The organism is Luteimonas sp. J29, assembly GCF_000472505.1.
Lineage (GTDB): Bacteria > Pseudomonadota > Gammaproteobacteria > Xanthomonadales > Xanthomonadaceae > Luteimonas.
This window is the reverse complement of record NZ_AWZR01000004.1, coordinates 112053-137025: the sequence shown is the minus strand read 5'-3', so window position 1 is coordinate 137025 and position 24973 is coordinate 112053. Positions and strand designations below refer to the sequence as shown.

General features: G+C 72.7%; 22 protein-coding genes. 14 read left to right on the top strand and 8 right to left on the bottom strand.

What is annotated here, in order from left to right:
- Positions 1-6: 6 nt before the first annotated feature.
- The 7 genes from LUTJ29_RS16645 (at position 7) to LUTJ29_RS0107590 (ending at position 9039) form a co-directional block, all read left to right on the top strand.
- Positions 7-2220: an EAL domain-containing protein gene (locus LUTJ29_RS16645; protein WP_051322818.1), complete on the top strand. Its 2214-nt coding sequence runs from the start codon at positions 7-9 to the stop codon at positions 2218-2220.
- Positions 2213-3091: a CheR family methyltransferase gene (locus LUTJ29_RS0107615; RefSeq protein ID WP_027072006.1), complete on the top strand. Its 879-nt coding sequence runs from the start codon at positions 2213-2215 to the stop codon at positions 3089-3091. The genes LUTJ29_RS16645 and LUTJ29_RS0107615 overlap by 8 nt, the downstream gene beginning before the upstream one ends.
- Complete coding sequence (cheD, locus tag LUTJ29_RS0107610) at positions 3088-3675, top strand: chemoreceptor glutamine deamidase CheD (RefSeq protein WP_027072005.1); 588 nt, start codon at positions 3088-3090, stop codon at positions 3673-3675. The genes LUTJ29_RS0107615 and cheD overlap by 4 nt, the downstream gene beginning before the upstream one ends.
- Complete coding sequence (locus tag LUTJ29_RS0107605) at positions 3675-4745, top strand: chemotaxis response regulator protein-glutamate methylesterase (RefSeq protein ID WP_043740833.1); 1071 nt, start codon at positions 3675-3677, stop codon at positions 4743-4745. Before cheD ends, LUTJ29_RS0107605 begins: the two co-directional genes overlap by 1 nt.
- Positions 4746-4805: 60 nt before the next feature.
- Positions 4806-5987 (top strand): methyl-accepting chemotaxis protein, encoded by a 1182-nt coding sequence (locus LUTJ29_RS0107600; RefSeq protein ID WP_027072003.1) that lies wholly within the window; start codon positions 4806-4808, stop codon positions 5985-5987.
- 53 nt (positions 5988-6040) lie between these two features.
- Complete coding sequence (locus LUTJ29_RS0107595; protein WP_027072002.1) at positions 6041-7861, top strand: ATP-binding protein; 1821 nt, start codon at positions 6041-6043, stop codon at positions 7859-7861.
- A 116-nt stretch (positions 7862-7977) separates the two neighbouring features.
- Complete coding sequence (locus LUTJ29_RS0107590; protein ID WP_084524770.1) at positions 7978-9039, top strand: HDOD domain-containing protein; 1062 nt, start codon at positions 7978-7980, stop codon at positions 9037-9039.
- 13 nt (positions 9040-9052) lie between these two features.
- Here LUTJ29_RS0107590 and LUTJ29_RS18630 read toward each other — a convergent pair whose 3' ends face one another.
- Genes LUTJ29_RS18630 through LUTJ29_RS0107575 form a run of 3 tightly spaced genes read right to left on the bottom strand, consistent with a single transcriptional unit; the run spans position 9053 to position 11647 of the window.
- The gene (locus tag LUTJ29_RS18630; protein ID WP_144774483.1) at positions 9053-9187 is read right to left on the bottom strand and encodes a DUF2474 domain-containing protein; all 135 of its coding nucleotides are present in this window, start codon (positions 9185-9187) and stop codon (positions 9053-9055) included.
- Complete coding sequence (gene cydB / locus LUTJ29_RS0107580) at positions 9187-10188, bottom strand: cytochrome d ubiquinol oxidase subunit II (RefSeq protein ID WP_027072000.1); 1002 nt, start codon at positions 10186-10188, stop codon at positions 9187-9189. The genes LUTJ29_RS18630 and cydB overlap by 1 nt, the downstream gene beginning before the upstream one ends.
- A gap of 4 nt (positions 10189-10192) precedes the next feature.
- Positions 10193-11647, bottom strand: a complete 1455-nt coding sequence (locus LUTJ29_RS0107575; protein ID WP_027071999.1) for a cytochrome ubiquinol oxidase subunit I — start codon at positions 11645-11647, stop codon at positions 10193-10195.
- Positions 11648-11908: 261 nt separating this feature from the next.
- Between LUTJ29_RS0107575 and LUTJ29_RS0107570 the strand changes: the two genes are divergently transcribed.
- From LUTJ29_RS0107570 to LUTJ29_RS0107550, 5 genes are all read left to right on the top strand, one after another.
- A complete protein-coding gene (locus LUTJ29_RS0107570) occupies positions 11909-12127 on the top strand; it encodes a hypothetical protein (protein ID WP_027071998.1) in 219 nt (72 codons plus the stop codon).
- Complete coding sequence (locus LUTJ29_RS16640) at positions 12124-12633, top strand: hypothetical protein (RefSeq protein WP_186441984.1); 510 nt, start codon at positions 12124-12126, stop codon at positions 12631-12633. Before LUTJ29_RS0107570 ends, LUTJ29_RS16640 begins: the two co-directional genes overlap by 4 nt.
- 21 nt (positions 12634-12654) lie before the next feature.
- A complete protein-coding gene (gene ligD, locus LUTJ29_RS0107560; RefSeq protein WP_027071997.1) occupies positions 12655-15324 on the top strand; it encodes a DNA ligase D in 2670 nt (889 codons plus the stop codon).
- Positions 15325-15392: 68 nt separating this feature from the next.
- On the top strand, positions 15393-16322 hold the full coding sequence (locus LUTJ29_RS0107555) for a Ku protein (RefSeq protein ID WP_027071996.1): 930 nt from the start codon (positions 15393-15395) through the stop codon (positions 16320-16322).
- A gap of 18 nt (positions 16323-16340) precedes the next feature.
- A complete protein-coding gene (locus tag LUTJ29_RS0107550; RefSeq protein ID WP_027071995.1) occupies positions 16341-17441 on the top strand; it encodes an SDR family oxidoreductase in 1101 nt (366 codons plus the stop codon).
- Between the two features lie 287 nt (positions 17442-17728).
- Here LUTJ29_RS0107550 and LUTJ29_RS16635 read toward each other — a convergent pair whose 3' ends face one another.
- Positions 17729-18472, bottom strand: a complete 744-nt coding sequence (locus LUTJ29_RS16635; protein WP_043740830.1) for an N-acetylmuramoyl-L-alanine amidase — start codon at positions 18470-18472, stop codon at positions 17729-17731.
- Between the two features lie 184 nt (positions 18473-18656).
- Between LUTJ29_RS16635 and LUTJ29_RS0107540 the strand changes: the two genes are divergently transcribed.
- Positions 18657-19280 carry a hypothetical protein gene (locus LUTJ29_RS0107540; RefSeq protein ID WP_027071994.1) on the top strand — a complete coding sequence of 208 codons (624 nt, stop codon included), beginning with the start codon at positions 18657-18659 and terminating at the stop codon, positions 19278-19280.
- Between the two features lie 153 nt (positions 19281-19433).
- Here the strand turns inward: LUTJ29_RS0107540 and amt are convergent, their stop codons facing one another.
- The 4 genes from amt to glnA form a co-directional block, all read right to left on the bottom strand.
- Positions 19434-20894, bottom strand: a complete 1461-nt coding sequence (gene amt, locus LUTJ29_RS0107535; protein WP_027071993.1) for an ammonium transporter — start codon at positions 20892-20894, stop codon at positions 19434-19436.
- Positions 20895-20916: 22 nt separating this feature from the next.
- Positions 20917-21255, bottom strand: a complete 339-nt coding sequence (locus tag LUTJ29_RS0107530; protein ID WP_027071992.1) for a P-II family nitrogen regulator — start codon at positions 21253-21255, stop codon at positions 20917-20919.
- A gap of 31 nt (positions 21256-21286) precedes the next feature.
- Positions 21287-21991 (bottom strand): TorF family putative porin, encoded by a 705-nt coding sequence (locus LUTJ29_RS0107525; RefSeq protein WP_027071991.1) that lies wholly within the window; start codon positions 21989-21991, stop codon positions 21287-21289.
- A 320-nt stretch (positions 21992-22311) separates the two neighbouring features.
- A complete protein-coding gene (glnA, locus tag LUTJ29_RS0107520) occupies positions 22312-23721 on the bottom strand; it encodes a type I glutamate--ammonia ligase (protein WP_027071990.1) in 1410 nt (469 codons plus the stop codon).
- Between the two features lie 298 nt (positions 23722-24019).
- Between glnA and LUTJ29_RS0107515 the strand changes: the two genes are divergently transcribed.
- Positions 24020-24814, top strand: coding sequence for an undecaprenyl-diphosphate phosphatase (locus tag LUTJ29_RS0107515; RefSeq protein WP_027071989.1), 795 nt, complete (start codon positions 24020-24022; stop codon positions 24812-24814).
- Positions 24815-24973: the final 159 nt, after the last annotated feature.

Here is a 24973-nt window from a genome sequence, read left to right as displayed (position 1 = left end):
GTCGCCATGCTCGAGCCCCTGGTCGCCCCTGACGCCAGTCCCGGCAAGACCGCTTCCGCGGAGCCGTCCGCGCTCCAGTCCACGCCCGCCGCGCACGCGCCGGGCGCCACCGGCCAGGCCGGGGCCGAGGCGTTGCTCGCCGTGGCCACCGGGTTGCTGGGTTGCCGCAGCGCCATGCTCTGGGTGGCCGAGCCCGCGGGCCTGCGCCTCGTCGCGGGCCGCGGCCTGCCGCCTGGCGCGGACGCGGCCGGCAGCGCCCTGGCCACGCTGGTCGGCACCGACGCGCCCGTCGCCGCCGTCGCCGACGCCAGCGTCGATCCGCGCCTGCGCGCGGATCCCCTGGTCGCCGCGCGCGACGGGGTGCGCTTCTACGCCGCGGCCGCGCTGCGCGCGCCCGGCGGCAGGCTGGTCGGCGTGCTCGGCGTCGGCGACGCCGGCGCGCGCGAGCCCGGGGACAGCCTCGAGCGGCTCGCCCCGCTGGCCATGCTGGCGGAGCGCGCGCTCGAGGCCGGGGCGCCGTCGCGCTGCCGGCAGGCGGCCGACGCCAGTTCCAGCGCGATCCTGGTGGTCGACCCGTCCGGCCGCACGGTCTTCGCCAACGCCGCCGCGCGCGACCTGCTCGGTCCGGCGGCCATGCCCGGCCAGCCGCTCGACCGGCTGGTCCCGCTGGCGCTGCAGGCCGATCCGGAACAGGTCGCGCACTGGCTGCACGGCGACGGCCAGTCGCGCGACGACGTGCCGAGCGCGCGCCAGCTGCGGATCCGCGACGCGACCGGCGAACTGCGCCTGGTCGACGCGGTGCGCTGCGACTGGCACGACCGCGACACGCGCGGCGTGTCGCTGATCCTGCACGAGGTGGCCGAGCCCGGCGGCGCGGCGCGCGAGGCGCGCGCCGTGCGACGAGACGCGCTCACCGGCCTGCCCACCCGCGAGGCCCTGTTCGCCACCATCGACAGCCTGCGCCGCAGTGGCGCGCGGCTGGGCGTGGCGCTGCTGGGCCTGGACAACTTCCGCGCCGTGAACGAGGCCCTGGGCCACGAGATCGGCGATGCCGTGCTGCAGGTGGTCGCCTGCCGGCTGATGGCCTGGCTGCCGCAGGACGCGCACCTGGCGCGCTTCGGCGGCGACGAGTTCGCGATCCTGTTCGAGGCGCCCAACGGCGTGGACGGGTTCGAACCGCGGCTGCACGCCCTGCTGCGCGACGTGGCCCGGCCGTGCGAGGTCGACCACCAGCGCGTGCACGTCGAGGCCTGCATCGGGCTGGCGTTCGACGGCAGCCTCGACGCATCCACCCAGGGCGAGCACGGCGGCAACGGACTGCTGGCGCTCGCGTCGCTGGCGCTGCACCACGCCAAGCGCGCGGGCAGCCTGCAGCTGCGCCGCTTCTCGCCGTCGATGCGGGCCGAGGCGATCGACCGCCGGCACCTCGACCTCGAGCTGCGGCGCGCGTTCCGCGACGGCGAGTTCGAACTGCACTACCAGCCGCAGATCGACCTCGCCACCGGCCTGCCCTCGGGCGCCGAGGCGCTGCTGCGCTGGCGCCACCCCGAGCGCGGGTTGCTGATGCCGGTCGCCTTCATCGACGCGCTCGCGCGCAGCGCGATCGCGCCGGCGGTGGGCAACTGGATCCTGCAGCAGGCCTGCCGCGACGCCGCCAGCTGGCCGCCGGCCGGCGGGCGCCGGCTCAAGGTCGGCGTGAACCTGTTCCCGGCCCAGTTCAACGACGACGCCCTGGTCGACAAGGTCGACGCCGCGCTCGCCGCCAGCGGACTGGCGCCGGAGCAACTGGAGATCGAGCTCACCGAGACCATCGCCCTGCGCGAGGACGGCGTCGCCGAGCGCACCCTGGGGCAGCTGCGCAAGCGCGGCATCCGCGTGTCCTACGACGACTTCGGCACCGGCCACGCCTCGCTGTCGATGCTGCACCGGCTGCCCGTGGACCGGGTCAAGATCGACCGCTCGTTCGTGCGCGACCTGGTCGAGAGCCGCGGCGACAAGGCCATCGTGCGCTCGATCACCCTGATCGCGCGCAACTTCGACATGGAGGTGATCGCCGAAGGCGTGGAGTCGGACGAGCAGGCGATGCTGCTGCGCGAGTTCGGCTGCCACGAAGTGCAGGGCTTCCTGTACTCCAGGGCGCTGCCGCGGCCGGTGTTCGACCAGTGGCTCGCCGAACGCACCGCCGCCCGCGCCGCCGCGGTGGAGCCGTGCCATGGCTGAAGCACTGCGCGAGCCGCCCGCGCACGCCACCGCCGGCGAGCACGGCTTCGCCTTCGACGATCACGACTTCCAGCGCGTGTGCCGGATGATCCACGCGCGCGCCGGGATCAGCCTCGGCCCGCACAAGCGCGACATGGTCTACAGCCGCCTGGCGCGGCGCCTGCGCGCGCGCGGGATCGACCGCTTCGGCGACTACCTCGACCTGGTCGAGCGCGACGCCGAAGGCGAAGGCCAGCACTTCGTCAACGCGCTGACCACCAACCTGACCTCGTTCTTCCGCGAGGCCCACCACTTCCCGCTGCTGGCCAGCCAGCTGCGCGGGATGCACCAGCCGGGCCGGCAGCTGCTGGTCTGGTGCTGCGCGGCCTCCACCGGCGAGGAGCCGTACTCGCTGGCGATCACCGCCTGCGAGGCCTTCGACAGCACGACTCCGCCGGTGCGGATCCTGGCCACCGACATCGACACCGCGGTGCTGCAGGTCGCGGCGCGCGGGGTGTACCCGCTCGAGCGCGTGGCCGGGCTCGAGATGGCGCGCAAGCGGCGCTTCTTCCAGCGCGGCACCGGCGCCAACGAGGGCCTGTGCCGGGTCCGCCCCGAGCTGCGCGCGCTGGTCGAGTTCCGCCCGCTCAACCTGCTCGACCGGGACTACGGCCTGCGCCCGGACTCGTGCGCGGCGGTGTTCTGCCGCAACGTGATGATCTACTTCGACAAGCCCACCCAGTACCAGGTGCTGCGGCGGATCGCGCCGCTGCTGGGGCGCGAAGGCCGCCTGTACACGGGCCACTCGGAGAGCTTCGGCCACGCGGCCGACGTGGTCGCCCCGTGCGGGCGCACCGTGTACCGCGCGGTGGACGCCGGGGACGCGCGATGAGCGCGGTGGCCGCGCCGCAGGACGGCACCTACTTCGATCCCGCGCTGAAGACCCGGGCGATCCGCCTGTTGCCGGCCGACTACGTGGTCACCGACGAACCCGTGGCGCTGGTGACGCTGCTCGGGTCGTGCGTGGCCGCGTGCCTGTACGACCCGGTGCCCGGGCTGGGCGGGATGAACCACTTCATGCTCCCCGGCGGCCATGACGACGACAGCAAGCCGGCGCGCTACGGCGTGAACGCGATGGAGCTGCTGATCAACGGCCTGCTCAAGCGCGGCGCCAACCGGCGCCGCCTGCAGGCCAAGGTGTTCGGCGGCGGCAACGTGCTCAGCGGCTTCCACAGCGATCCGATCGGCACCCGCAACGCGACGTTCGTGCTCGACTACCTCGCCGCCGAGCGGATCCCGGTGCTGGCCCAGGACCTGGGCGACAACCAGGCGCGCAAGATCGGCTTCTTCCCGCGCACCGGCCGCACCCTGGTCAGGCGCCTGCCCGCGACCCGGAACGAGGTGGTCGACGTCGAGCGCGCGCTGTACGGCCGCCTGGCGCGCGCGCCCGTGGCCGGCGAGGTGGAGCTGTTCTGATGGGCGCGCGTCCGGTCCGGGTGCTGATCGTCGACGACTCGGCGCTGGTGCGCACGCTGATGTCCGAGCTGCTCGACGCCGACCCCGGCATCGAGGTGGTCGGCACCGCCGCCGACCCCTACATCGCGCGCGACAAGATCAAGCGCCTGGCGCCGGACGTGCTCACGCTCGACATCGAGATGCCGCGCATGGACGGGCTGACCTTCCTGCGCAACCTGATGCGGCTGCGGCCGATGCCGGTGCTGATGGTCTCGTCGCTGACCGAGTCCGGCGCGTCGGTGACCCTCGACGCACTGGCGCTGGGCGCGGTCGACTTCGTGTCCAAGCCGCGCGTCGACGTCGCCCGCGGCCTGGTCGAGTACGGCGCGCTGCTGGCCGAGAAGGTCAAGCTGGCCGCACGCGCGCGGGTGTCGTACATCGCGCCGTCCCCGGCCGTGCGCGAAGGCCCGATCGGCTACCGCACCACCGAACGCCTGCTCGCGATCGGCGCCTCCACCGGCGGCACCGAGGCGATCCGCGAGGTGCTCGAACAGATGCCGGCCGATGCCCCGGCCACGGTGATCGTGCAGCACATCCCCGCCGCCTTCAGCGGCCCGTTCGCCGAACGCCTGGACCGCCACAGCCGGATGACCGTGGTCCAGGCGCAGGACCAGCAGCCGCTGCTGCCGGGCCACGCCTACGTCGCGCCCGGCGGCCGCCACCTGCGGGTGGCGCGCAGCGGCTCGCGCTGGATCTGCCGCCTGGGCGACGACGACCCGGTGCGCCGGCACCGTCCGAGCGTGGACGTGCTGTTCGAATCGGTGGCCGCGCACGCCGGCCGCAACGCCTGCGCCGCGCTCCTCACCGGGATGGGCGACGACGGCGCGGTCGGGCTGCTGGCGCTGCGCCGCGCCGGCGCGGTGACCATCGCCCAGGACGAGGCCAGCAGCGTGGTCTGGGGCATGCCCGGCGCCGCGGTGGCGCTGGGCGCGGTGGACGAGGTCGTGCCGCTCGGCCAGGTGGCCGCGCGCCTGCTCGCGCCGCTGCGCGAGCACGCCGCGACCGCCCACGCGGACCGCGCCGCGCGCTAAAGCGGCGGCCCGCGCTGCCGTTACCAAGGCAGACCGTCCCGCCCTCCCACAGGACCGACAATGGATTCGCGCGTTTTGCTTCGTCTTGCAGCGCCTCTGGCGCTCACCCTGGTCCTGGTGGTGGCCCAAGCGCTGGACCTCGCGCCCGCCGTGCGCTGGGGCGCCCTCGCGGCCATGACCCTGGCCTGGCTGTGGTTCGCCTGGACCGCCGCGCGGCCCGCCGCCGACGCCGAGCTCGTGCGCGACCAGGGCCGGCTGCTGGAGGAACTGCGCAACTTCATCGGCGCCGAGGTCCAGGGTTCGCGCGCCGAGATCGAGCGCACCCGCGAGCTGATCCGCGAGTCGGTGGCCAAGCTGGGCACGAGCTTCGACGCGGTGAACCGCCGCTCGCGCCAGCAGAGCGAGGTCGCCGCCCGCATCCTCGACCGCCGCAACGGCGGCGACGGCAGCGGCCACGGATCGGACGTGCACCGCTTCGCGGTCCAGGCCAGCCAGCAGATGGAGCAGCTGGTCGAGGCGCTGGAGGCGGTGAGCGGCCAGAGCGGCGCCACCGTCACCCACATCGACGCGATGGCCGAGCACCTGGACGGGATCTTCTCGCTGCTCGAGGACGTCAAGTCGATCGCCGACCAGACCAACCTGCTCGCGCTCAACGCCGCGATCGAGGCGGCGCGCGCGGGCGAGGCGGGCCGCGGCTTCGCCGTGGTCGCCGACGAGGTGCGCAACCTGTCCGAGCGCTCGACCGCGTTCAACGAACAGATCCGCAAGCTCGCCCACAGCTCCAAGGACGCGATCGCCCGCGTGCGCGAGACCGTGAGCACGATGGCCTCGCGCGACCTCGACCGCAGCCGCCAGGCGCGCAACGAGGCCGCGGCGATGCTCGAGCGCGTGGACGAGATCAACCGCAACCTCGGCGCCGGCATGCGCGAGATCGCCGAGTGCAGCAAGGCCATCGACGGCTCGGTCGCCGAGGCGGTGCGCTCGCTGCAGTTCGAGGACATCGCCACCCAGGCGCTGGCCGCGGCCAACCTGCACCTCGAGCGCCTCGGCGCGATCAACCGCGAGGCGACGGTGCTGCAGGAGCTGCTCCACCGCAGCGGCTCCCAGGACGGTCCCGAGCTGCGCAAGGCCCTGGCCCAGATCGGCCAGCGGATCGCCCAGATGCGCGGCGAGTGGGAGCGGCCGCCGCACAAGCCGGTGACCCAGCAGTCGATGGACGCGGGCAGCGTAGAGCTGTTCTGACCCGGACCGGAGCAAGCTTGCGGCCCCGCCACCGGGGCCGTAGCTTGGCCGCCATGCCCGACGACCACGCCACCACCTCCAGCACCCGGCCCGGCTGGGCCCTGCTCGGCGAGTTCACCAGGCTCCTGCTGCTGGCGGTGGCGCTCCCGGTGCTGGTGCTGGTGGGGCTGCTGCTCTGGCAGCTTTCGCTGTCGGTGCACGCCCAGCACTCCTCGCGGCTCGCCGCCACCGCCACCGCCAGCGCGCGCGAACTCGACGGCCTGCTGCGCGTGCACCTGGCCGCGATGCAGGTGCTGGCCGACCGCCGCATCGCCAACGACGACATCGGGGACATCCCGCGCTGGAAGACCGACCTGGCGCGGGTGAGCCGCCACTATCCGGCGTTCGCGCACCTGCTGGTCACCGACGCCGAAGGCGACATGCTGATCGAGAGCCCCGCACTGCCGGAGGGCGCGGACCGCTCGGTGGCCGACCGCGAATACTTCCAGGTGCCGCGCGAGACCACGCGCGGCCACGTCTCGGGCGTCTACCGCGGCCGCGGCCCGGACCGTGCGCCGCGGGTCGCGGTGGCGGTGCCGCTGCTGCGCGACGACGCCTTCGCCGGGGTGCTCGCCGGTTCCATGCATGCCGACGCGCTGGTGCCGGCGCACGGCCTGGAGGAGCACGGCTTCGAACTGCTTCTGCTCGACCGCGAGTTGACCGTGGTCCAGTCCAGCGACGGGATGGCGCAGCAGCCGCTGCACCGGCTCGACGCCCGCGACGGCCCGCTGCCCGAGCGCGACCTGGCGCGGGTGGCGCGCGGCAGCAGCCTGGTGCGCCAGCTCGACGGCGTACTCGGCGACGGCGGCGACGCGCTCGTCGTGTCGGTGCCGCTGGACAACGGCTGGCGGCTGCTGGTGCTGGAACCGCGCCGTATGCTCGACGCCGAGATGCGGCGCACCGCCGCGGCGCTGCTCGGCCTGCTGGCGCTGGTGCTGGGCGGCGTGCTGCTGGTGATCGTGGTGCGGATGCGGCGCCTGCGCCGCAGCGTGAGCGGTCTGCTGCGGCGGATGCGGCAGTTCGCGCTCGACAGCGACTCCGACCAGGTCGTGCCGGGCCGGATGCCGCGCGAGCTGCGCCCGCTGGCCGACGCGATGAACGCCCTGGCCGCGCGCGCGCGCGCCTCCTACGACGAGGTCAGCCTGAGCCTGCAGGAGCAGCGCCGCCTGCGCGAGGAACTGCAGACTGTGGCCCAGCGCCTGCTGACCGTGCAGGAGGACGAGCGCCGCACCCTGTCGCGCGAACTGCACGACGACATCGGGCAGTCGATCACCGCGATCAAGCTGGCCGCCACCTCGCTCACCGACCCGTCGCTCGGCGACGACCCGGCGACGCGGCGCGAGATCCTCGACGAGGTGATCGCGATCGCCGACCAGACCGTCCACAAGCTGCGCGACCTGTCGCTGCTGCTGCGCCCGCCGCAGCTCGATTCGCTCGGCCTGGAGCCTGCCCTGCGCGGCCAGGTGGCGCTGCTCACCCGCAACAGCCGGCTGCGCATCGACCTGGACGTGGCGACGGGCGGCGAACGCCTGCCCGCCGAGGTGGAGCTGGCCTGCTTCCGCATCGCGCAGGAAGCGCTGACCAACGTGGTGCGCCACGCCGCGGCGACCGCGGCGCGGGTCGAGGTGGCGCTCGAGGGCCAGGGCGCGGAACGCACGCTGCTGCTGCGGGTGACCGACGACGGCCGCGGCATCGACCCGTCGCGCGGCAACGGGCTGGGCATGCTGACGATGCGCGAGCGCGCGGCCCAGCTGGGCGGCAGCGTCGCCGTGTCGGCGCGACCGGGCGGCGGCACCGAAGTGGTGGCCCGGCTGCCGGCCGGGCAGGCGGACTGAGCCGTGGCCAGACGGCCGCCGCCATCGAACTGTGCGCGGGGTGGAAGAACCGCGCGCACGCGCTGTGTCCCGCCCGGGCGGCGGGGTATCTTTCGCGGTCCAGGGAACGTTGCAGGATGAGTACCGTGCAGATCGTTGTGGTCGGTGGCGATCCCGCGCATGTCGCGCAGGTCGCCCGGGAAGTGTCGGACTACGGGATGGACTGGCGGCTGCGCCACGCGGCCGGCCCGGCGGACGTGCCCGCGCCCGACGCCCCCGACGCGCCCGAGGTGCTCGTGGTCTCCGCGCGCGAATCGGAAGGCGGCGGCCTGCCGGTGCTGGCCGCGCTGGCGCGGCGCCACCCGGGGACCGTGCGCATCCAGCTGATGGCGCCCGACGGCGGCCAGGACCTGCTGGACGTGCTGACCAACAGCCATCGCATGCTCAACGAGCCGCTCGAGGCGCTGCCGCTGATCGAGGCGGTGGAAAGCGTGTCCGAGCTGCGCGATCTGCTCGAGGATCCCGCGCTCAAGCAGGCGATCGAGCGCGTCGGCACCCTGCCCGCGGCGCCGCGCCAGTATCTGGCCCTGACCGCGCTGCTGCGCGATCCCGACAGCACCGCGGCCCAGATCGCCGACGTGGTCGGGCAGGACCCGACCGTCGCCGCGCGCGTGCTGCGGCTGTCGAACTCGGCCTACTACTCCGGCGGCCGCGAGATCACCGATCTGCGCACCGCGGTCACCCGCCTGGGCCACAACGCGCTGCGCCAGCTGGTGCTGGCGAGCGAGGTGTTCTCGGCCGGCCCCGAGGCCGACGAGCTGCGCGACCGCGCGCTGCGCATCTCGCAGCTGGCGGGCAAGCTGCTGGCCGGCCCCAGCGCCGACCTGGCCGCGACCGCCGGCCTGCTGGCCGAGGTCGGCCTGCTGCTGCCGCGCAACGCGGGCATCGACCCGGCGGTCACGCCCTACAGCGCGACCGGCGCCTACCTGCTCGGCCTGTGGGGCCTGCCCGGCCCGATCGTCGAGGCGGTGGCGTTCCACGACCGCCCGTCGCGGGTGCGCGGCAGCTTCTGGGTGACCGGCGCGGTGCACGTGGCCGCCGCCCTGGTCAACGGGCGCGAGCCGGACGAGGCCTACCTGCGCGCGGTCGGCCAGTACGACCGCCTGCCGCGCTGGCGCGAGCTCGCGGCCGCGGCCTGAGCCGCGCGCGGCCTCAGCCGATCCACAGCCGCAGCAGCCAGGCCAGCGCGCCGACGCTGGCCAGCCCGGCCAGCCACAGCCCCGCGAACCACAGCAGCCGCTTCCACAGCGGCCCCGGCGCAGGCGTGCCCGTCGCGCCGCCAGCCATCAGTGGTAGCCCTCGTGGCCGACCTTGCCGCGGAACACCCAGTACGCCCACCCGGTGTAGGCCAGGATCACCGGCACCAGCACCACCGCGCCGACCAGCATGAAGCCGAGGCTGGCCGGCGGCGCGGCCGCATCGTGGATGGTCAGCGCGCGCGGCACCACGTAGGGGAACACGCTGATGCACAGGCCGACGAAGGTCAGCGCGAACAGCCCGAGGGTGAGCAGGAACGGTGCCAGCTCGCGGCCGCGGCGCAGCGCCCGCCACGAGGCGTAGGCCAGGATCGCGGTGAGCAGCGGCACCTGCGCGGTGAGCAGCACCACCGGGTAGCGGGTCCAGCGGTCCCAGTAGTCGAACTCCAGCCCCAGCGTGGCCACGCTCACGCCGACGATCCCCGCCAGCAGGCCCAGCCCGAGCAGCGGCGCGAGCCGGCGCGCACGCGCCTGGGTCTCGCCCTCGGTCTTCCACACCAGCCAGGTCGCGCCGAGCAGGGCGTAGCCGACCACCACGCTGGCACCGGTCAGCAGCGAGAACGGGGTCAGCCAGTCGAGCCAGCCGCCGGCGTACATCCGGTCCTCGACCGCGATGCCCTGCAGCAGCGCGCCGAGGATCACGCCCTGCGCGAACGCGGCCACGGTCGAGCCGACGTTGAACGCCAGGTCCCACCACGGCCGGTGCGCGGGGTCGCGCCAGCGCGCCTCGAACGCCACGCCGCGGAACACCAGCGCCAGCAGCATCGCGACCACCGGCGGATAGAGCGCGGTCATGATCACGCCGTAGGCCAGCGGGAACGCGGCCAGCAGGCCGCCGCCGCCGAATACCAGCCAGGTCTCGTTGCCGTCCCACACCGGCGCCACCGAGTTGATCGCCTGGTCGCGCCCACGCCCGGGCCGCAGCGCCGGGAACAGGATCCCGATGCCCAGGTCGAACCCGTCCATCACCACGTAGGCGAACACGGCGAACAGGATCAGCAGCGCCCACACGGTGACGATGTCGAAGTCCATCGCGCTACTCCCTTCGGGCGATGCGTTCGGCCGGACCCGGGGTGATGCCGGCGGTGCGGATCGGGCCCTCGTCTCCGCCCGGCGCCGGTTCCTGCACCTGCACGCCCCGGGCCATCAGGCGCAGGATGTACCAGGTGCCGAAGCCGAACACGATGAAGTACACCACGACGAAGGCCAGCAGCGAGGCGCCGACCGCCGGCGCGTCCAGCGGCGAGGCGCTTTCGGCGGTGGTCAGCAGCCCGTGCACGGTGAACGGCTGGCGCCCGACCTCGGTGGTGATCCAGCCGGCGATGACCGCGACGAAGCCCGCCGGCGCCATCGCCAGCGCCGCGCGGTGCAGCGCCGGCCAGTCGTACAGCCGGCCGCGCAGCCGCGCCAGCAGGCTCCAGGCGCCCAGCGCCAGCATCGCCAGCCCCAGCGCCACCATCACCCGGAACGACCAGAACACGATCGCCACCGGCGGGTGCAGCGACGGATCGACGGTGTCCAGGCCGTCCAGCGGCGCGTTCATGTCGTGGCGCAGGATCAGCGACGACAGCTTCGGGATCGCCACCGCGTGGTCCACGCGTTGCGCGGCCGCGTCGGGCAGCCCGAACAGGATCAGCGGCGCGCCGTCGGGATGGCTCTGGAAGTGGCCCTCCATCGCCATCACCTTCACCGGCTGGTGCTCGAGCGTGTTGAGCCCGTGCAGGTCGCCGGCCAGGATCTGCAGCGGCGCCACCAGCGCCGCCATCCACATCGCCATCGAGAACATGGTGCGCGCGCCGGCCAGCGACGGTCCGTCGTCCCCCGCCGGCGCGCCGCCGCGCGCCCGCATGCGCCGGTGGCGCAGCAGGTGCCAGGCGCCGACCCCGCCCACCACCAGCGCCGTGGTCAGGTAGGCGGCGATCACGGTGTGCACCAGGCGGTAGGGGAAACTGGGATTGAAGATGACCGCCCACCAGTCCGCGGGCACGAACTGCCCGTCGCCGTTGACCGCGAAGCCGGCCGGCGTGTGCATCCAGCTGTTGGCGCTGAGGATCCAGAACGCCGACAGCAGCGTGCCCAGCCCGACCATCAGCGTGGCCAGGAAATGCAGCCGCGGGCCGACCCGGTTCATGCCGAACAGCATCACGCCGAGGAAGCCCGCTTCGAGGAAGAACGCGGTCATCACCTCGTAGGCCATCAGCGGTCCGATCACCGGCCCGGCGCGGTCGGAGAACACCGCCCAGTTGGTGCCGAACTGGTAGGACATGACGATGCCCGACACCACGCCCATGGCGAAGGCGACCGCGAAGATCCTGACCCAGAAGCGGAACAGGTCCAGGTAGACCTGGCGCCCGGTCCGCAGCCACAGCGCCTCGAGCACGACCAGGTAGCTGGCCAGTCCGATCGAGAACGCCGGGAAGATGAAGTGGAAGCTGACGGTGAACGCGAACTGGATCCGCGCCAGCAGCACCGCATCGGCCTCAGCGAACATGGCGCCGTCCTCCCCGCCCGGTGGGGCGACGCAGGGTGGCGCGAACGGCCGCGGCTGCCATCGTCGGAGTCCTCCTGTGCATCCCGGCGCATGCCCCGCGCGGCGGCGGCGCGGCCCACTGGCGGGACGTTGCGTTCGGGATGATAGGAAGCCGCGCGTGACGCGCCCATCACGCCGCGTCGACACGCGCCGCGCCGCTTCACGTCGCCATGCCGCGCGATGGCGCAGCCTGCATGGTCCCGCGACACCGGAGGTGCCCCCATGGCCAGATGCGACGTATGCGGCGCGGAGTACGCGCACGCGTTCACCGTGCAGACCGACCGCGGCAGCGGCGTGTTCGACTCGTTCGAGTGCGCCATCCACGCCCTCGCCCCGCGCTGCACGCACTGCGGCTGCACGGTGATCGGGCACGGCGTGGGCCGCGACGGGCAGGTGTACTGCTGCGCGCACTGTGCCGGACTGCAGGAACAGGCCGCATGAGCCGGCGCAGCATCCACTGCGCGCCCGACCTGGCGACCGCGGAACAGGCGGTCGCGATCGCGCGCGGCACGGGACTGGGCGACGACGCGCTGTCGCTGATCGCGCGTTCGGACATCGAGGTCGGCGCGGTGCCCGACGACCTCAAGCAGGCCGATACGGACATGCTGCCGGCCGCCGCGCGCGGCATGGGCTTTGGCGCCGCGGCCGGCGCGGTCGCCGGCCTGGCGGCCGCCACCTTTCCGCCGCTGGGGCTGACCCTGGCCGGCGCGATGCTGGCCGGCGGCGGGGCCGGCGCGCTGGTCGGCGGCTGGGCCTCGGCCCTGTTCGGCGCCACGCTCCCCGAGCCGGAACGCAGGAACTACGAGGAGCTGATCGAGGCCGGCAAGGTCCTGGTCGTGGTCGATGCCGACGATGACCACCATGTCGCGCTCGCGCCGCGCTTCGCGGAGCTCGGCCTGGTGCGGCTGGAGATCGACGGCGACCAGACGGCGACGCCCGCGGCCTGACCCGGCCGCGCCGCCACCGCCATGGCGCTGGAGGACTACCGACGCAAGCGGCGCTTCGGGCAGACGCCCGAACCCGACGACCGCCCGCGCGCCGCACCACCGGGCCGGCGCCCGATCTTCGTGGTCCAGTTGCACCACGCCAGCCACCGCCACTACGACTTCCGGCTCCAGGTCGGCGACGTGCTGCGCAGCTGGGCGGTGCCCAAGGGCCCGAGCCTGGACCCCTCGGTGAAGCGCATGGCGGTGGAGGTCGAGGACCACCCGCTCGACTATGCCGGCTTCGAGGGCGAGATCCCGGCCGGCCACTACGGCGCCGGCCACGTCGCCCTGTTCGACCGTGGCACCTGGACCACCGAAGGCGACGTCGCCGCGCAGCTGGCCAAGGGCCATCTGCGCTTCACCCTGCACGGCGAGCGGCTCAAGGGCGGCTGGCACCTGGTGCGCTCGGGCAAGCCGGCGCGCCAGCCGCAGTGGCTGCTGTTCAAGCAGGACGACGCGTGGGCGGGCGATGCGGAGGCGGACGACCTGCTCGAGGGCGTGACCCCGCCCCCGGCGTCGAAGCGTGGTGCGCGGACGGCGAACAAGGCCGCGAAGACGCCGGCGAAGGCGAACACCGCGACACCTGCCGGACGGGTCACGAAGGCGACGAAGAAGACCGCCAGCCCCGCGAAGGCGATGCGCAAGTCCGCCGCCGGCCGCCGGCGCAGCGACTGGGCCGCCCTCGCGGCGAAGCTACCGGGCGCGCGCCGTCGCGCGCTGGCGACCGACGCTCCGCGCCCGCAGCTCGCGCGTCTGGTTGCGAAGCCGCCCGACGGCGAGCGCTGGCTGCACGAACTCAAGTGGGACGGTTACCGCCTGCTCGCCGCGCTGCGCGATGGCGAGCCGCGGCTCTGGTCGCGCAACGGCCTGGACTGGACCGCGCGGGTGCCCGAGGTCGACGACGCGCTCGCCGCCCTCGGCGTGCGCGACCTGCTGGTCGACGGCGAACTGATCGCCGGCCAGGGCCGGCGCGAGGATTTCAACCTGCTGCAGCAGGTGCTGTCGGGCGAACGCCAGGGACGCTTGCGCCTGGTGCTGTTCGACCTGCTGCATGTCGACGGCGTGGACCTGTCCGCGGCGCCGCTGCGCGAGCGCAAACGGCTGCTCGAACGCCTGCTGCGCGGCGCGCCCGACGCGCTGGCCTACAGCTCGCACGGCGTGGGCGACGGCGCAGCCGCGTTCCAGGCCGCGCTCGAGGCCGGCTTCGAGGGCCTGGTCTCCAAGCGCGCCGACGCGGCCTACCATCCGGGGCGCGGCGACGACTGGCGCAAGACCAAGGCGCTGGCCAGCGCCGAGTACGCGGTGGTCGGCTACACCCCGCCCAAGGGCAGCCGCCGCGGCATCGGCTCGCTGCTGCTGGCCACGCCCGATCCCGAACACGGCTGGCGCTACGTCGGCCGCGTCGGCAGCGGCCTCGACGACGCGCAGCTGCGCGCGCTCGGAGAGCGGCTGGCCGGCAAGGGACGCGACGCGCCCACCGTGCACGTGCCGGCGAACGACACCGACCTGCGCCAGGCCAGGTGGCTGCCGCGCCCGGCCTTCGTGGTCGAGGTCTTCACCCGCGGCACCGGCGGCAGCGGCCTGCTGCGCCAGGCCAGCTTCAAGGCCCTGCGGCCGGACAAGCCGGTGTCGGCGCTGGCCGACGCCGGCGGCGACCGCATCGAAGCGGAGGAACGACCGATGGCGAAGCAGGCGGGCACGCGCAAGGGCACGGGCAAGGCGACGACGAAGCGCGGCGCGTCTTCGGCAACGACGAAGGGCAAGTCGCGCAGCACCGCGTCGCGTGCCGGCAGCCGCGCGCCGCCGGAATTATCCAGTCCGGAGAAGGTGCTGTTTCCGGACGACGGCATCACCAAGCAGCAGCTGGCCGACTACTACGCCGCGGCGATGGACTGGCTGCTGCCGGAGATCGCCGGCCGCCCGCTGTCGCTGGTGCGCTGCCCGTCCGGCCTGCGCGCGCAGTGCTTCTTCCAGAAGCACGCCACCCCGGGCATGGACCTGGTCTCGCGCGTCCCGATCGAGGAATCGGGCGGCGGGCGCGAGGACTACCTGTACGCGACCGACGCGGCCAGCGTGCTGGAGCTGGTGCAGTTCAACACCATCGAGTTCCACCCCTGGGGCGCGCGCGTGGAGGACGTCGAGCACTGCGACCGGCTGGTGTTCGACCTCGACCCGGACCCGTCGGTGGGCTGGCCGGAGGTGGTCGCCGCGGCGCGCCAGTTGCGCGGCTTCCTCGGCCAGGCCGGACTGGAGTCGTTCGTGCGCACCAGCGGCGGCAAGGGCCTGCACCTGGTGGTGCCGCTGTCGCCGCCCGCGCCCTGGCCGCAGGCGCGCGCCTTCGCCCAGGCCGTGGCCGAGGCCGCGCGCGAGGCCGACCCGCTGCGCTACGTCGCCACCGCCAGCAAGCGCCGGCGCAAGGGCCGGATCTTCATCGACTGGCTGCGCAACGGCCGCGGCGCCACCAGCGTGGCCAGCTTCTCGGTGCGCGCGCGTGCCGGCGCCCCGGTCTCGATGCCGCTGCGCTGGGAGGAACTGGGCCGGGTCAAGGCGGGCAACGCCTGGCACATCGGCAACGCCCTGGCGCGGCTGTCGCGCCTGCGCGGCCACCCCTGGGACGGATTCGACAGCCTGCGCCAGTCCCTGCCCGGCTGACCGCCTGCACGGCGCCACCACACGCCCCGCGGCAGGCTGGCAGGCCCGATCCACCCCCGAGCGACGGCATGGCCCGACCGATCTGGACCGGCAACCTCAGCTTCGGCCTGCTCAACGTGCCGGTCTCGCTGATGTCCGGCACCCGCAGCAACGACCTCTCCTTCCGCATGCTCGACTCGCGCGACCGCAACCCGATCCGGTTCGAGCGGGTCAACGCCGAGACCGGCGAGGAGGTGCCCTGGAAGGAGATCGTCAAGGCCTTCGAGTACGACAAGGGCAACTACGTCGTGATCGAGAAGTCCGACATCGCCTCGGCCGCGCCGGAAAGCCACGAGTCGGTGGAAATCGAGGCCTTCGTCGATGCCGATTCCATCGACGTGCGCTTCTACGAGAAACCCTACGTGCTCGTTCCCGGCAAGAAGGCCGAGAAGGGCTACGTGCTGCTGCGCGAGACCCTGCGCGAGGCGAAGAAGATCGGCGTCGCCCGGGTGGTGATCCGCACCCGCGAGTACCTGTCGGCGGTCATGCCGCTGGGCGACGCGCTGGTGCTGATGCTGATGCGCTACCCCCAGGAGCTGGTGGACCCGTCCGAGTACAAGCTGCCAGAGGGCAAGGCCGGCGACTACCGGATCAGCGCCAAGGAGCTGGAGATGGCCACCCAGCTGGTCGATTCGATGGCGGCGAAGTGGAACCCCGGCGACTACCACGACGAGTTCCGCGAGCGCCTGGCCGAGATCATCCGCAAGCGGATCAAGGACAAGGGCGCGACCACCCAGGTGCTCGAGGAGCCCGAGCCCGAGGAAGGCGCGGCGACCAACGTGGTCGACTTCGTCTCGCTGCTGCAGAAGAGCCTGAAGGACAACAGGCGCACGCCGGCGAAGAAGACCGCGACGAAGAAGGCGGCCAGGAAGGCCGCCCCGCGCAAGGCGGCCAAGGCGAAGAAGGCCCCGGCGAAAATGGCCGCGAAATCCGGCACGCGCACCCGCAAGGCCGGCTGACCGGGGAGGACGATGGCGATGGCACGCAGCAGAACCACCGGTACCACGCGCGGCGCGGCGAAGCGCACCGGCAGCCGGTCCACGACCGCGAAGTCCGCGAAGCCGGCGGAGAAGGCCGGCGCCGGGTCGCGCCCGGAAGCGTCGGCGGACGCCGGCGCCGCGAAGAAGACCGCGCGCCGCCAGCGCGCGCTCCAGCGGTCGATCGAGCGCAAGGACGCGCGCCGCCCGGGCAAGGGCGGTCGCAAGGCCGCCACCCAGGCCGGGACCCGCCGCCAGCCGGTCGAGATGCCGGCGCAGCACGTCGCCAAGCCCGGGCGCGAGGCCGAACTCGACCTGGCGCCGCGGTTCGAGGCGCCGGACTACGCGGGCAGCGGCAAGCTCGCCGGGATGAAGGCGATCGTGACCGGCGCGGACTCGGGCATCGGCCGCGCGGTGGCGGTGCTGTTCGCGCGCGAGGGCGCGGACGTGGCGATCTTCTACCTCGACGAGCACGACGACGCGAAGGAGACCGCGCGCCGGGTGGAGGCCGAAGGCCGCGAGGCGCTGCTCGTGCCCGGCGACGTGCGCGACCCCGCCTTCTGCAAACGCGCCGTGGATCGCGTCGCCAAGCGCTTCGGGCGCATCGACGTGCTGGTCAACAACGCCGGCTTCCAGCTGCACGCCGAACGCCTGGAGGACATCAGCGACGAGCACCTGCAGGAAACCCTGCAGACCAACGTCGCCGGCTACCTGCACATGGCGCGCGCAGCGCTGCCGCACATGCAGCGCTGCGCGTCGATCGTGAACTGCGGCTCGGTGACCGGCCTGTTCGGCAGCCCGAAGCTGATCGACTACTCGACCAGCAAGGGCGCGGTCCACGCGTTCACCAGGGCGCTGGCCGCGAACCTGCTGCCGCGCGGGATCCGGGTCAACGCGGTGGCGCCCGGGCCGGTGTGGACCCCGTTCAATCCCGCCGACAAGCCCGCCGACGAAGTGGGCGAGTTCGGCCGGGACAGCGCCATGGGCCGCCCCGCGCAGCCGGAGGAACTGTCGCCCGCGTTCGTGTTCCTCGCCTCGCCGGTGATGTCGTCCTACGTCAACGGCATCGTGCTGCCGGTGATGGGCGGGCCGAAGGGCTGAGTGGGGGCGTCGGGGCCCGGAGCCCCGCTGCTGCGAATGGCATGACCGGCCCCGGTGGGCCGCACGTCGAGCAAGCCCGTGCGGCAGGGCGCGGACGGGCATCGCGCCTTCTGAAGCCCCGGTCGCGGCTGAAGCCGCTCCTACAGGGAACCGCCGACTGTAGGAGCGGCTTCAGCCGCGACCACCGCACCAGCTCCTCCCGCACGCGGAACGTCGGATGCCCGGACCCGGCAGGCATCACCCGGCACGCGCGGGCGCCAGTCGGCGCATCCCCGCCTCCGACTGCCTCATGGCGCGTCGCCGCGCCGGGTCAGCGCATGCAGGATCCGCAGGTCCTGCGCGTCCAGTGCCCGGCCGTTGTCGCCGCGAAAACGCATGCGGTAGGAGCGGATCGCCGCCTCCGGGTCGTCGATCGCATAGCCGATCAGTCGCAGCGCCAGCATCGGATCGAAGCCGTCCGGCGGCGGCGGCGCGTCGGGATCGGGCCAGATGCCGAACCCGGCGTCGAACAGCCGCTTCCACGGGAACAGCGGACCGGGGTCGATCTTGCGCCCCGGCGCGAGGTCCGAGTGGCCGATGACCGCCGACTTCGGCAGCCGGTGGCGCGCCGCCAGGTCCTCGAGCAGCCGCAGCAAGGCCTCGATCTGCGCCTCGGGGAACGGTTCGCGCCCATTGTTGTCGAGCTCGATCCCGATCGAGGCCGAGTTCAGCTCGTGGATCGTGCCCCAGCTGCCCGCGCCCGCGTGCCAGGCGCGGTACCGGTCGGAGACCAGCTGGTAGATGCGGCCGTCGCGGCCGATGAGGTAATGCGCGCTGACCCGGCCGCCCGCGTTGCGCGTGCGCAGCGTGGCCAGGCTCCGGGCCACGGACTCCTGCTCGGTGTAGTGGATCACGACCAACTGCGGACGCCGCAGGTCGTGGTTGGGCGACGGCACCCAGGTCGCCATCGGATTGCGCGGCGCGCCGTGCTGGCAGGCGGCGAGCGCCAGGACGCAGGCGAGCGCGGGGATCGACAGGTGAGACAGCTTCATCCGGACATTGCAGCCGCGCGGCGGCGGCGATGCAAGCAACGGGCCTGTGTCCACCCGGCGCGGGTCGCCGGTCGTCCACCGGATGCGCCTGCGACGGCGGACGGGTGTGGTAGAAACGCCTGACGGGTGGGCCCCAGGTGCGAGACGGCAGCGGGCCGCCCCTTCCTGCAATGGACGGCAGCCCATGACCCCGACCTTCCGCCCGGGCGACCACGACGCACCACCCGCTGCGACCATGGCCCCCGCGCCGTCGCGCCGTGCACGCCCGACCGTACTGGTTCTGGCCGGCCTGCTCGCCTGCCCCAGCCTCGTGCAGGGTGCGCCCCGGCCGCAAGCGGACGACGCGGCCCCGCCGGCGCCACGGGCCGACGCCGCCCGGATCCCGGAACCGGCCCTGGGCGTCTGGTACCCCGACGACGCGCAAGCGCAGTGCGGGCACTACCTGCAGGCGCCGGGACCGGACGACGACGTCGACGCCGACACCATCGCCCTCGTGGGCGCGCTCGTGGTGACACCGCGCCTGGTCCACGCGTACGCCGAATACGGCGAAGGGGAGTTCCATCTCGTCAAGCGCGTGGAGCAGGTGGCGGACGCCACGTGGCGGGTGGAGGCGGACGTCGGCATCGACGTCTTGCCCGACCCTTCCGTCCCGGCAGACGCCGTCGCGCCGGAGGTCTTCAGGCTCGATTTGCGGTCCGACGCCATGACCTGGAGCCGATGGGAGCCCGGCGCCGGCGCGGACGACGCGTCGGCCGTGCACTACGTGCGCTGCGGCGCGGTGCGTGCGGGCCTCTACCCGCTGGAATAAGACCCTGCGGGGACACGCGCGCCTGGCGGCCGGCCCAGCAGCCGCCCGGCAGGCTCGAGTCGCGCGCGGCCCCGACCGCCGCCCGGAGAAAAACAGGCGGGCGGCTTGCGCCGCCCGCCTGCACCTCGTGGGGGAGGTGGATCGCCCTGGCGATCAGCTCTCGTAGGCCGACTCGCCGTGGGAGACGATGTCGAGGCCCTGGCGCTCCTCTTCCTCGGTCACGCGCAGGCCGAACACGGCCTTGGCGACGAGGATCGCGATCGAGGTGACCACGGCGCACCAGACGATGGTGAACAGCACGCTGAAGGTCTGGGCCCAGACCTGGGCGCCGATCGTGCCCTCGATGCCGGTGCCGCCCAGCGACTCGGCGCTGAACACGCCGGTGAGCACGGCACCGACGATGCCGCCGATGGCGTGCACGCCGAACACGTCGGCGGTGTCGTCCACCCGCAGCATGCGCTTGAGCCCGTTCACGCCCCAGACGCAGATCGCGCCCGCGGCCAGGCCGATGACGATCGCGCCCATCGGGCCCACCGTGCCCGCGGCCGGAGTGATGCCGACCAGGCCGGCGATCGCGCCGGAGGCCGCGCCCAGGGCCGAGGGGCGACCCTTGGCCAGGGCCTCCACCAGGCTCCATGCCACCACGCCGGCGGCGGTGGCCACCATCGTGTTGATCATCGCCAGCGACGCGATCTCGTCCGCGGCCACGGCCGAACCGGCGTTGAAGCCGAACCAGCCGACCCACAGCAGCGAGGCACCGATGAAGGTGAACGGCACGTTGTGCGGCTTGAGCGCTTCCCGGCCGAAGCCCAGCCGCTTGCCGAGGAAGTACGCGCCGACCAGGCCCGCGATGCCTGCGTTGATGTGGACCACGGTGCCGCCGGCGAAGTCGAGCACGCCCTTGTGCGCCAGGAAGCCGCCGCTCCACACCATGTGCACCATCGGCAGGTAGGCGAAGGTCACCCAGATCACCGAGAACAGCAGCACCGACTTGAACTTGATGCGCTCGGCGAACGAGCCGACGATCAGCGCGGTGGTGATGCCGGCGAAGGTGGACTGGAACACGACGAACAGCAGCTCGGGCAGGCCGCCCGATTCGCTGCTGGTGGTGATGCCCTTGAGGAACGCCTTCTCGGTGAACGAGCCGAAGAAGTTGTTGCCGTCGGTGAACGCGGCGCTGTAGCCGTAGGAGACCCAGACCAGGATCACCACCGAGAACACCACCAGCACCTGCATCAGCACCGACAGCACGTTCTTCGAGCGCACCATGCCGCCGTAGAACAGGGCCAGGCCCGGGACCACCATCAGCAGCACCAGCAGGGTCGAGGTCAGCATCCAGGCCACGTTGCCGCTGTCGAAGGCGGGGCCTTCGGCTTCGGTCCCGTCCGCCGCTTCCTCCGCCGCCGCTTCCATGGCCGGCGCTTCGGCCACCGCGGCCTCTGCCTCGGCGGCGGCGTCTTCCACCGCCGCGACCGCTTCGGCGACCGGCGCATCGGCCTCCGCTTCCTGCGCCAGCACCGGGGACGCCGCGAACGCCGCGGCCACGCCGAACAGCAGCGCCAGCGCCGCCGCACGGGTACGGGTCTTCAGCCCGGAGAACATCTTGGTCTTCATGGGTTCAGCCTCCGAGGTCTGGTCAAAGCGCATCGGCGTCGATTTCGCCGGTGCGGATGCGGATGACCCGGTCGAGCGGGACGACGAACACCTTGCCGTCGCCCACCTTGCCGGTGCCCGCGGCGCGGGTGATGGCCTCGAGGGCGGCGTCGAACACGTCGTCCGACACCGCCGCCTCGATCTTGAGCTTGGGCAGGAAGTCGACGACGTACTCGGCGCCGCGGTACAGCTCGGTGTGGCCCTTCTGCCGGCCGAAGCCCTTGACCTCGGTGACGGTGAGCCCGGTCACGCCCGCCTCGCCGAGCGCTTCGCGCACCTCGTCGAGCTTGAACGGCCGGATGATGGCGATGATCAGTTTCATGCAGTTGCCTCCTGTGGCCGGTGGTGGCCGCTCAGAACGACTTCGAGAGCGACACCAGCACGGTGTCGTCGAGGCCGTCGATGTCGGTGTCGTGCCATTCCAGGCCGATGCCGAACCCGTTTTCGAAGGACTTGCCGGCAGCGACCTTCCAGTAGTCGTAGTCGAGCTCGCCGCCGTAGCCGCTCACCCACTGCCGGCCGTAGGCGACGCCGACGCTCCAGCCGCCGTCGAACTCCCAGTCGGCGCCGAGATCCAGCGCGGTGCTGCCGTCGGAGTCGGGGATGCCGAACAGGTCGGTGGTGGCGTAGGAATACTTGGCGCTGAGCACGTTCCAGCTCAGGCCGAAATAGACCTCGAGGGTGTCGGGATCGTTGTAGCCGGCCGGGTAGCTGCCCGGGTACCAGTAGTAGTTGGCGCCGACGTCGTAGCCGAAGCCGCTGTCGCCGAACTCGCCGGCGTAGCCGATGAAGCCGTCGAGCTCCACCTGGCTCGACACGTCCGGATCGGAGTCGGCCAGCCAGCTGATGCTGCTGCCCCAGCCGCCGACGTAGAAGCCGCTTTCGTGCTCCCAGGTCACCCCTGACTGCAGGGCCGGCTTCTCGTTGGTCTGGGTGACGCCGCGGAACAGGTAGTCACTGACCACCGTAACCGAGCCCGACACTTCCGCCGAGGCGGGAGCGGCCGCGAGCAGGCCGGCGGACAGGAGTGTGGCAATAGCGATCTTGCGAGACGACATGACAGGCTCCTCGTTGGATGAAAAAGCCCCTCCCCGGTCTTGCTTGGTCCAGCATCGCCCGCCGGCATCCCCATGCCCGGCGCGGGCGCCGGCGGGCGCTCTGCGGCGCCTCGTCCGGTGTCATCTTTCCCGTCCGTGTTGTCGATCTGGCTTGGGCGTTGCGTTGTCCTCGCGTCGGAAAGTCCGCGGCCCGGCGTGGGGGAGGGCCGCACGTCCGGTTCGCCACCGGACATGAATCGGTTGGAAGTGGCGCCGGGGTGGTCGGTCGGCGGCCACCCCGGCCGTGCCCTTCCCCGTGCGGGGGAAGGGGCCCGCCGGCGTCAGACGCCGTAGTAGAGCTGGTACTCGAGCGGGTGGGTCGCGGCGCGGAAGCGCGTGACCTCCTGCATCTTCAGGTCGATGTAGCCGTCGATGAAGTCGTCGCTCATCACGCCGCCGGCCTTGAGGAACTCGCGGTCCTTGTCCAGCGCCTCGAGCGCCTGGTCGAGGCTCGAGCACACCTGCGGGATCAGCTTCTCCTCTTCCGGCGGCAGGTCGTACAGGTCCTTGTCGGCCGGGCCGCCCGGGTCGATCTGGTTCTTGATGCCGTCGAGGCCGGCCATCAGCAGCGCGGTGAAGGTCAGGTAGCCCGACTGCAGCGGATCCGGGAAGCGGACCTCGATGCGGCGCGCCTTCGGGTTCGACACCCACGGGATGCGGCACGAGGCAGAGCGGTTGCGGGCCGAGTAGGCCAGCATCACCGGCGCCTCGAAGCCCGGCACCAGGCGCTTGTAGCTGTTGGTGCCCGAGTTGGAGAAGGCGTTGATCGCGCGGGCGTGCTTGAAGATGCCGCCGATGTACCACAGCGCCAGCTGCGACAGGCCGCCGTAGCCGTCGCCGGAGAACAGGTTCTGGCCGCCCTTGGCCAGCGACTGGTGCACGTGCATGCCGCTGCCGTTGTCGCCGACGATCGGCTTGGGCATGAAGGTCGCGGTCTTGCCGTTGCGGAAGGCGACGTTCTTGATGATGTACTTCATCGCCAGCAGCTCGTCGGCCTTGCTGACCAGCGAGTTGAACTTGGTGCCGATCTCGCACTGGCCGGCGGTGGCGACCTCGTGGTGGTGGACCTCGACCTCGATGCCGACCTGGTTGAGGGTCTTGACCATCTCGGCGCGGATGTCGTGCAGCGAGTCGGCCGGCGACACCGGGAAGTAGCCGCCCTTCACGCCGGGGCGGTAGCCGCTGTTGCCGCCGTCGTATTCCTTGCCGCTGTTCCAGGCCGCTTCCTCGGACTCGATGTGGAAGAAGGTGTGGCCCATGTCGTTGGCGAAGCGCACCGAGTCGAAGATGAAGAACTCGGGCTCCGGGCCGAAGAACGCCTGGTCGGCGATGCCGCTGGACCTGAGGTAGGCCTCGGCGCGCTTGGCGATGCCGCGCGGGTCGCGCGCATACGGCTGCATCGTCGCCGGCTCGAGGATGTCGCAGGTCAGGTTGAGGGTGGGGTCGGCGTAGAACGGATCCAGGTAGGCCGTGGACGGATCGGGCAGCAGGATCATGTCCGACTCGTTGATGCCCTTCCAGCCGCTGATCGACGAGCCGTCGAACATCTTGCCGTCCTCGAACAGCGAAGGCTCGACGATGCTGGCGGGGAACGTGACGTGCTGCTGCACGCCGCGCATGTCCACGAAACGCAGGTCGACGAACTCGACCTTGTGGTCCTTGATCAACTTCTCGACGTTCTCAAGCGACATGGTGGTGCGGCCTCTGGTTGGCGAAGGTCTGCTCCCATTGGAGCAAGCGCCGTGCCAACCGGAATCCACTTGCAAGCCATTGATTCGCAAGGACCCGCCGGGAACAGGTGTGCTGCAGCGCACGAAAAAGGTGAAGTCTGCGTGATGGATGCACCAAGTTGGGGAGGCGTCCGCGAGTCCCGCGCGGCCCCCGCGCGGGAGGGCCTGCCGCGCCGGCCGCGGCGATGCGCCCGGGCCGCGCGGCCGGTCCCGGCGCGGGCCTTCCGTTATCCTGCCCACCCCCGGCCGAACCACGTCCATGTCCGAACCACTGTCCGCCCTCCTGCTGGGCATCCTCGAAGGGCTGACCGAATTCCTGCCGGTGTCCAGCACGGGGCACCTGCTGATCGCCCAGCACTGGCTGGGCGCGCGCTCGGACTTCTTCAACATCGTGATCCAGGCCGGCGCGATCCTCGCGATCACGCTGGTGTTCCGGCAGCGCATCTGGGACCTGGCGACGGGATTGGGCGACGCGGCCCACCGCGACTACGCGATGAAGCTGGCGGCCGCGTTCCTGGTCACCGCGCTCGTCGGCCTGCCGGTGCGGCTGGCGGGCTGGGAACTGCCCGAGACCGTGACCCCGGTGGCCTGGGCGCTGATCCTCGGCGGTATCTGGATGCTGCTGGCCGAACGCATCGCCGAACGCGGCGGCGATTCCACCCACGTCACCTGGACGGTGGCGGTGCTGGTCGGCCTGGCGCAGGTGGTGGCGGGCGTGTTCCCCGGCACCTCGCGCTCGGCCGCGGCGATCTTCATGGCGATGCTGGCCGGGCTGGGCCGGCGCTCGGCGGCCGCCGAGTTCGTGTTCCTGGTCGGCATCCCGACCATGTTCGCGGCCAGCGGCTACGCCTTCCTGGAACTGTGGAAGAACGGCGGCCTGGGCGGCGAGCCCTGGGGCGACGTGGGCCTGGCCTTCGCCGCGGCCACCGCCACCGGCTTCGTGGTGGTGAAGTGGCTGCTGGGCTACATCAAGCGCCACCGCTTCACCGGCTTCGCCGTGTACCGGATCCTGCTCGGCGCCGCGCTCGTGCTGTGGCTGCCGGCGGGCGACTGACGGAGCGTTTCCCCGGCCGGGCGCGGTCCGCGCCCGCCTCCCCTTCGCGGGCCGCGTGCGGATGTCGATCCACGCCGCCCCGCTTCGTCGTGGCTGCAGGTGGCACGCCCGGCCCCGGCCCCGCGGCCCGACGGGGGGCCACCGCCACGCCCATCCACC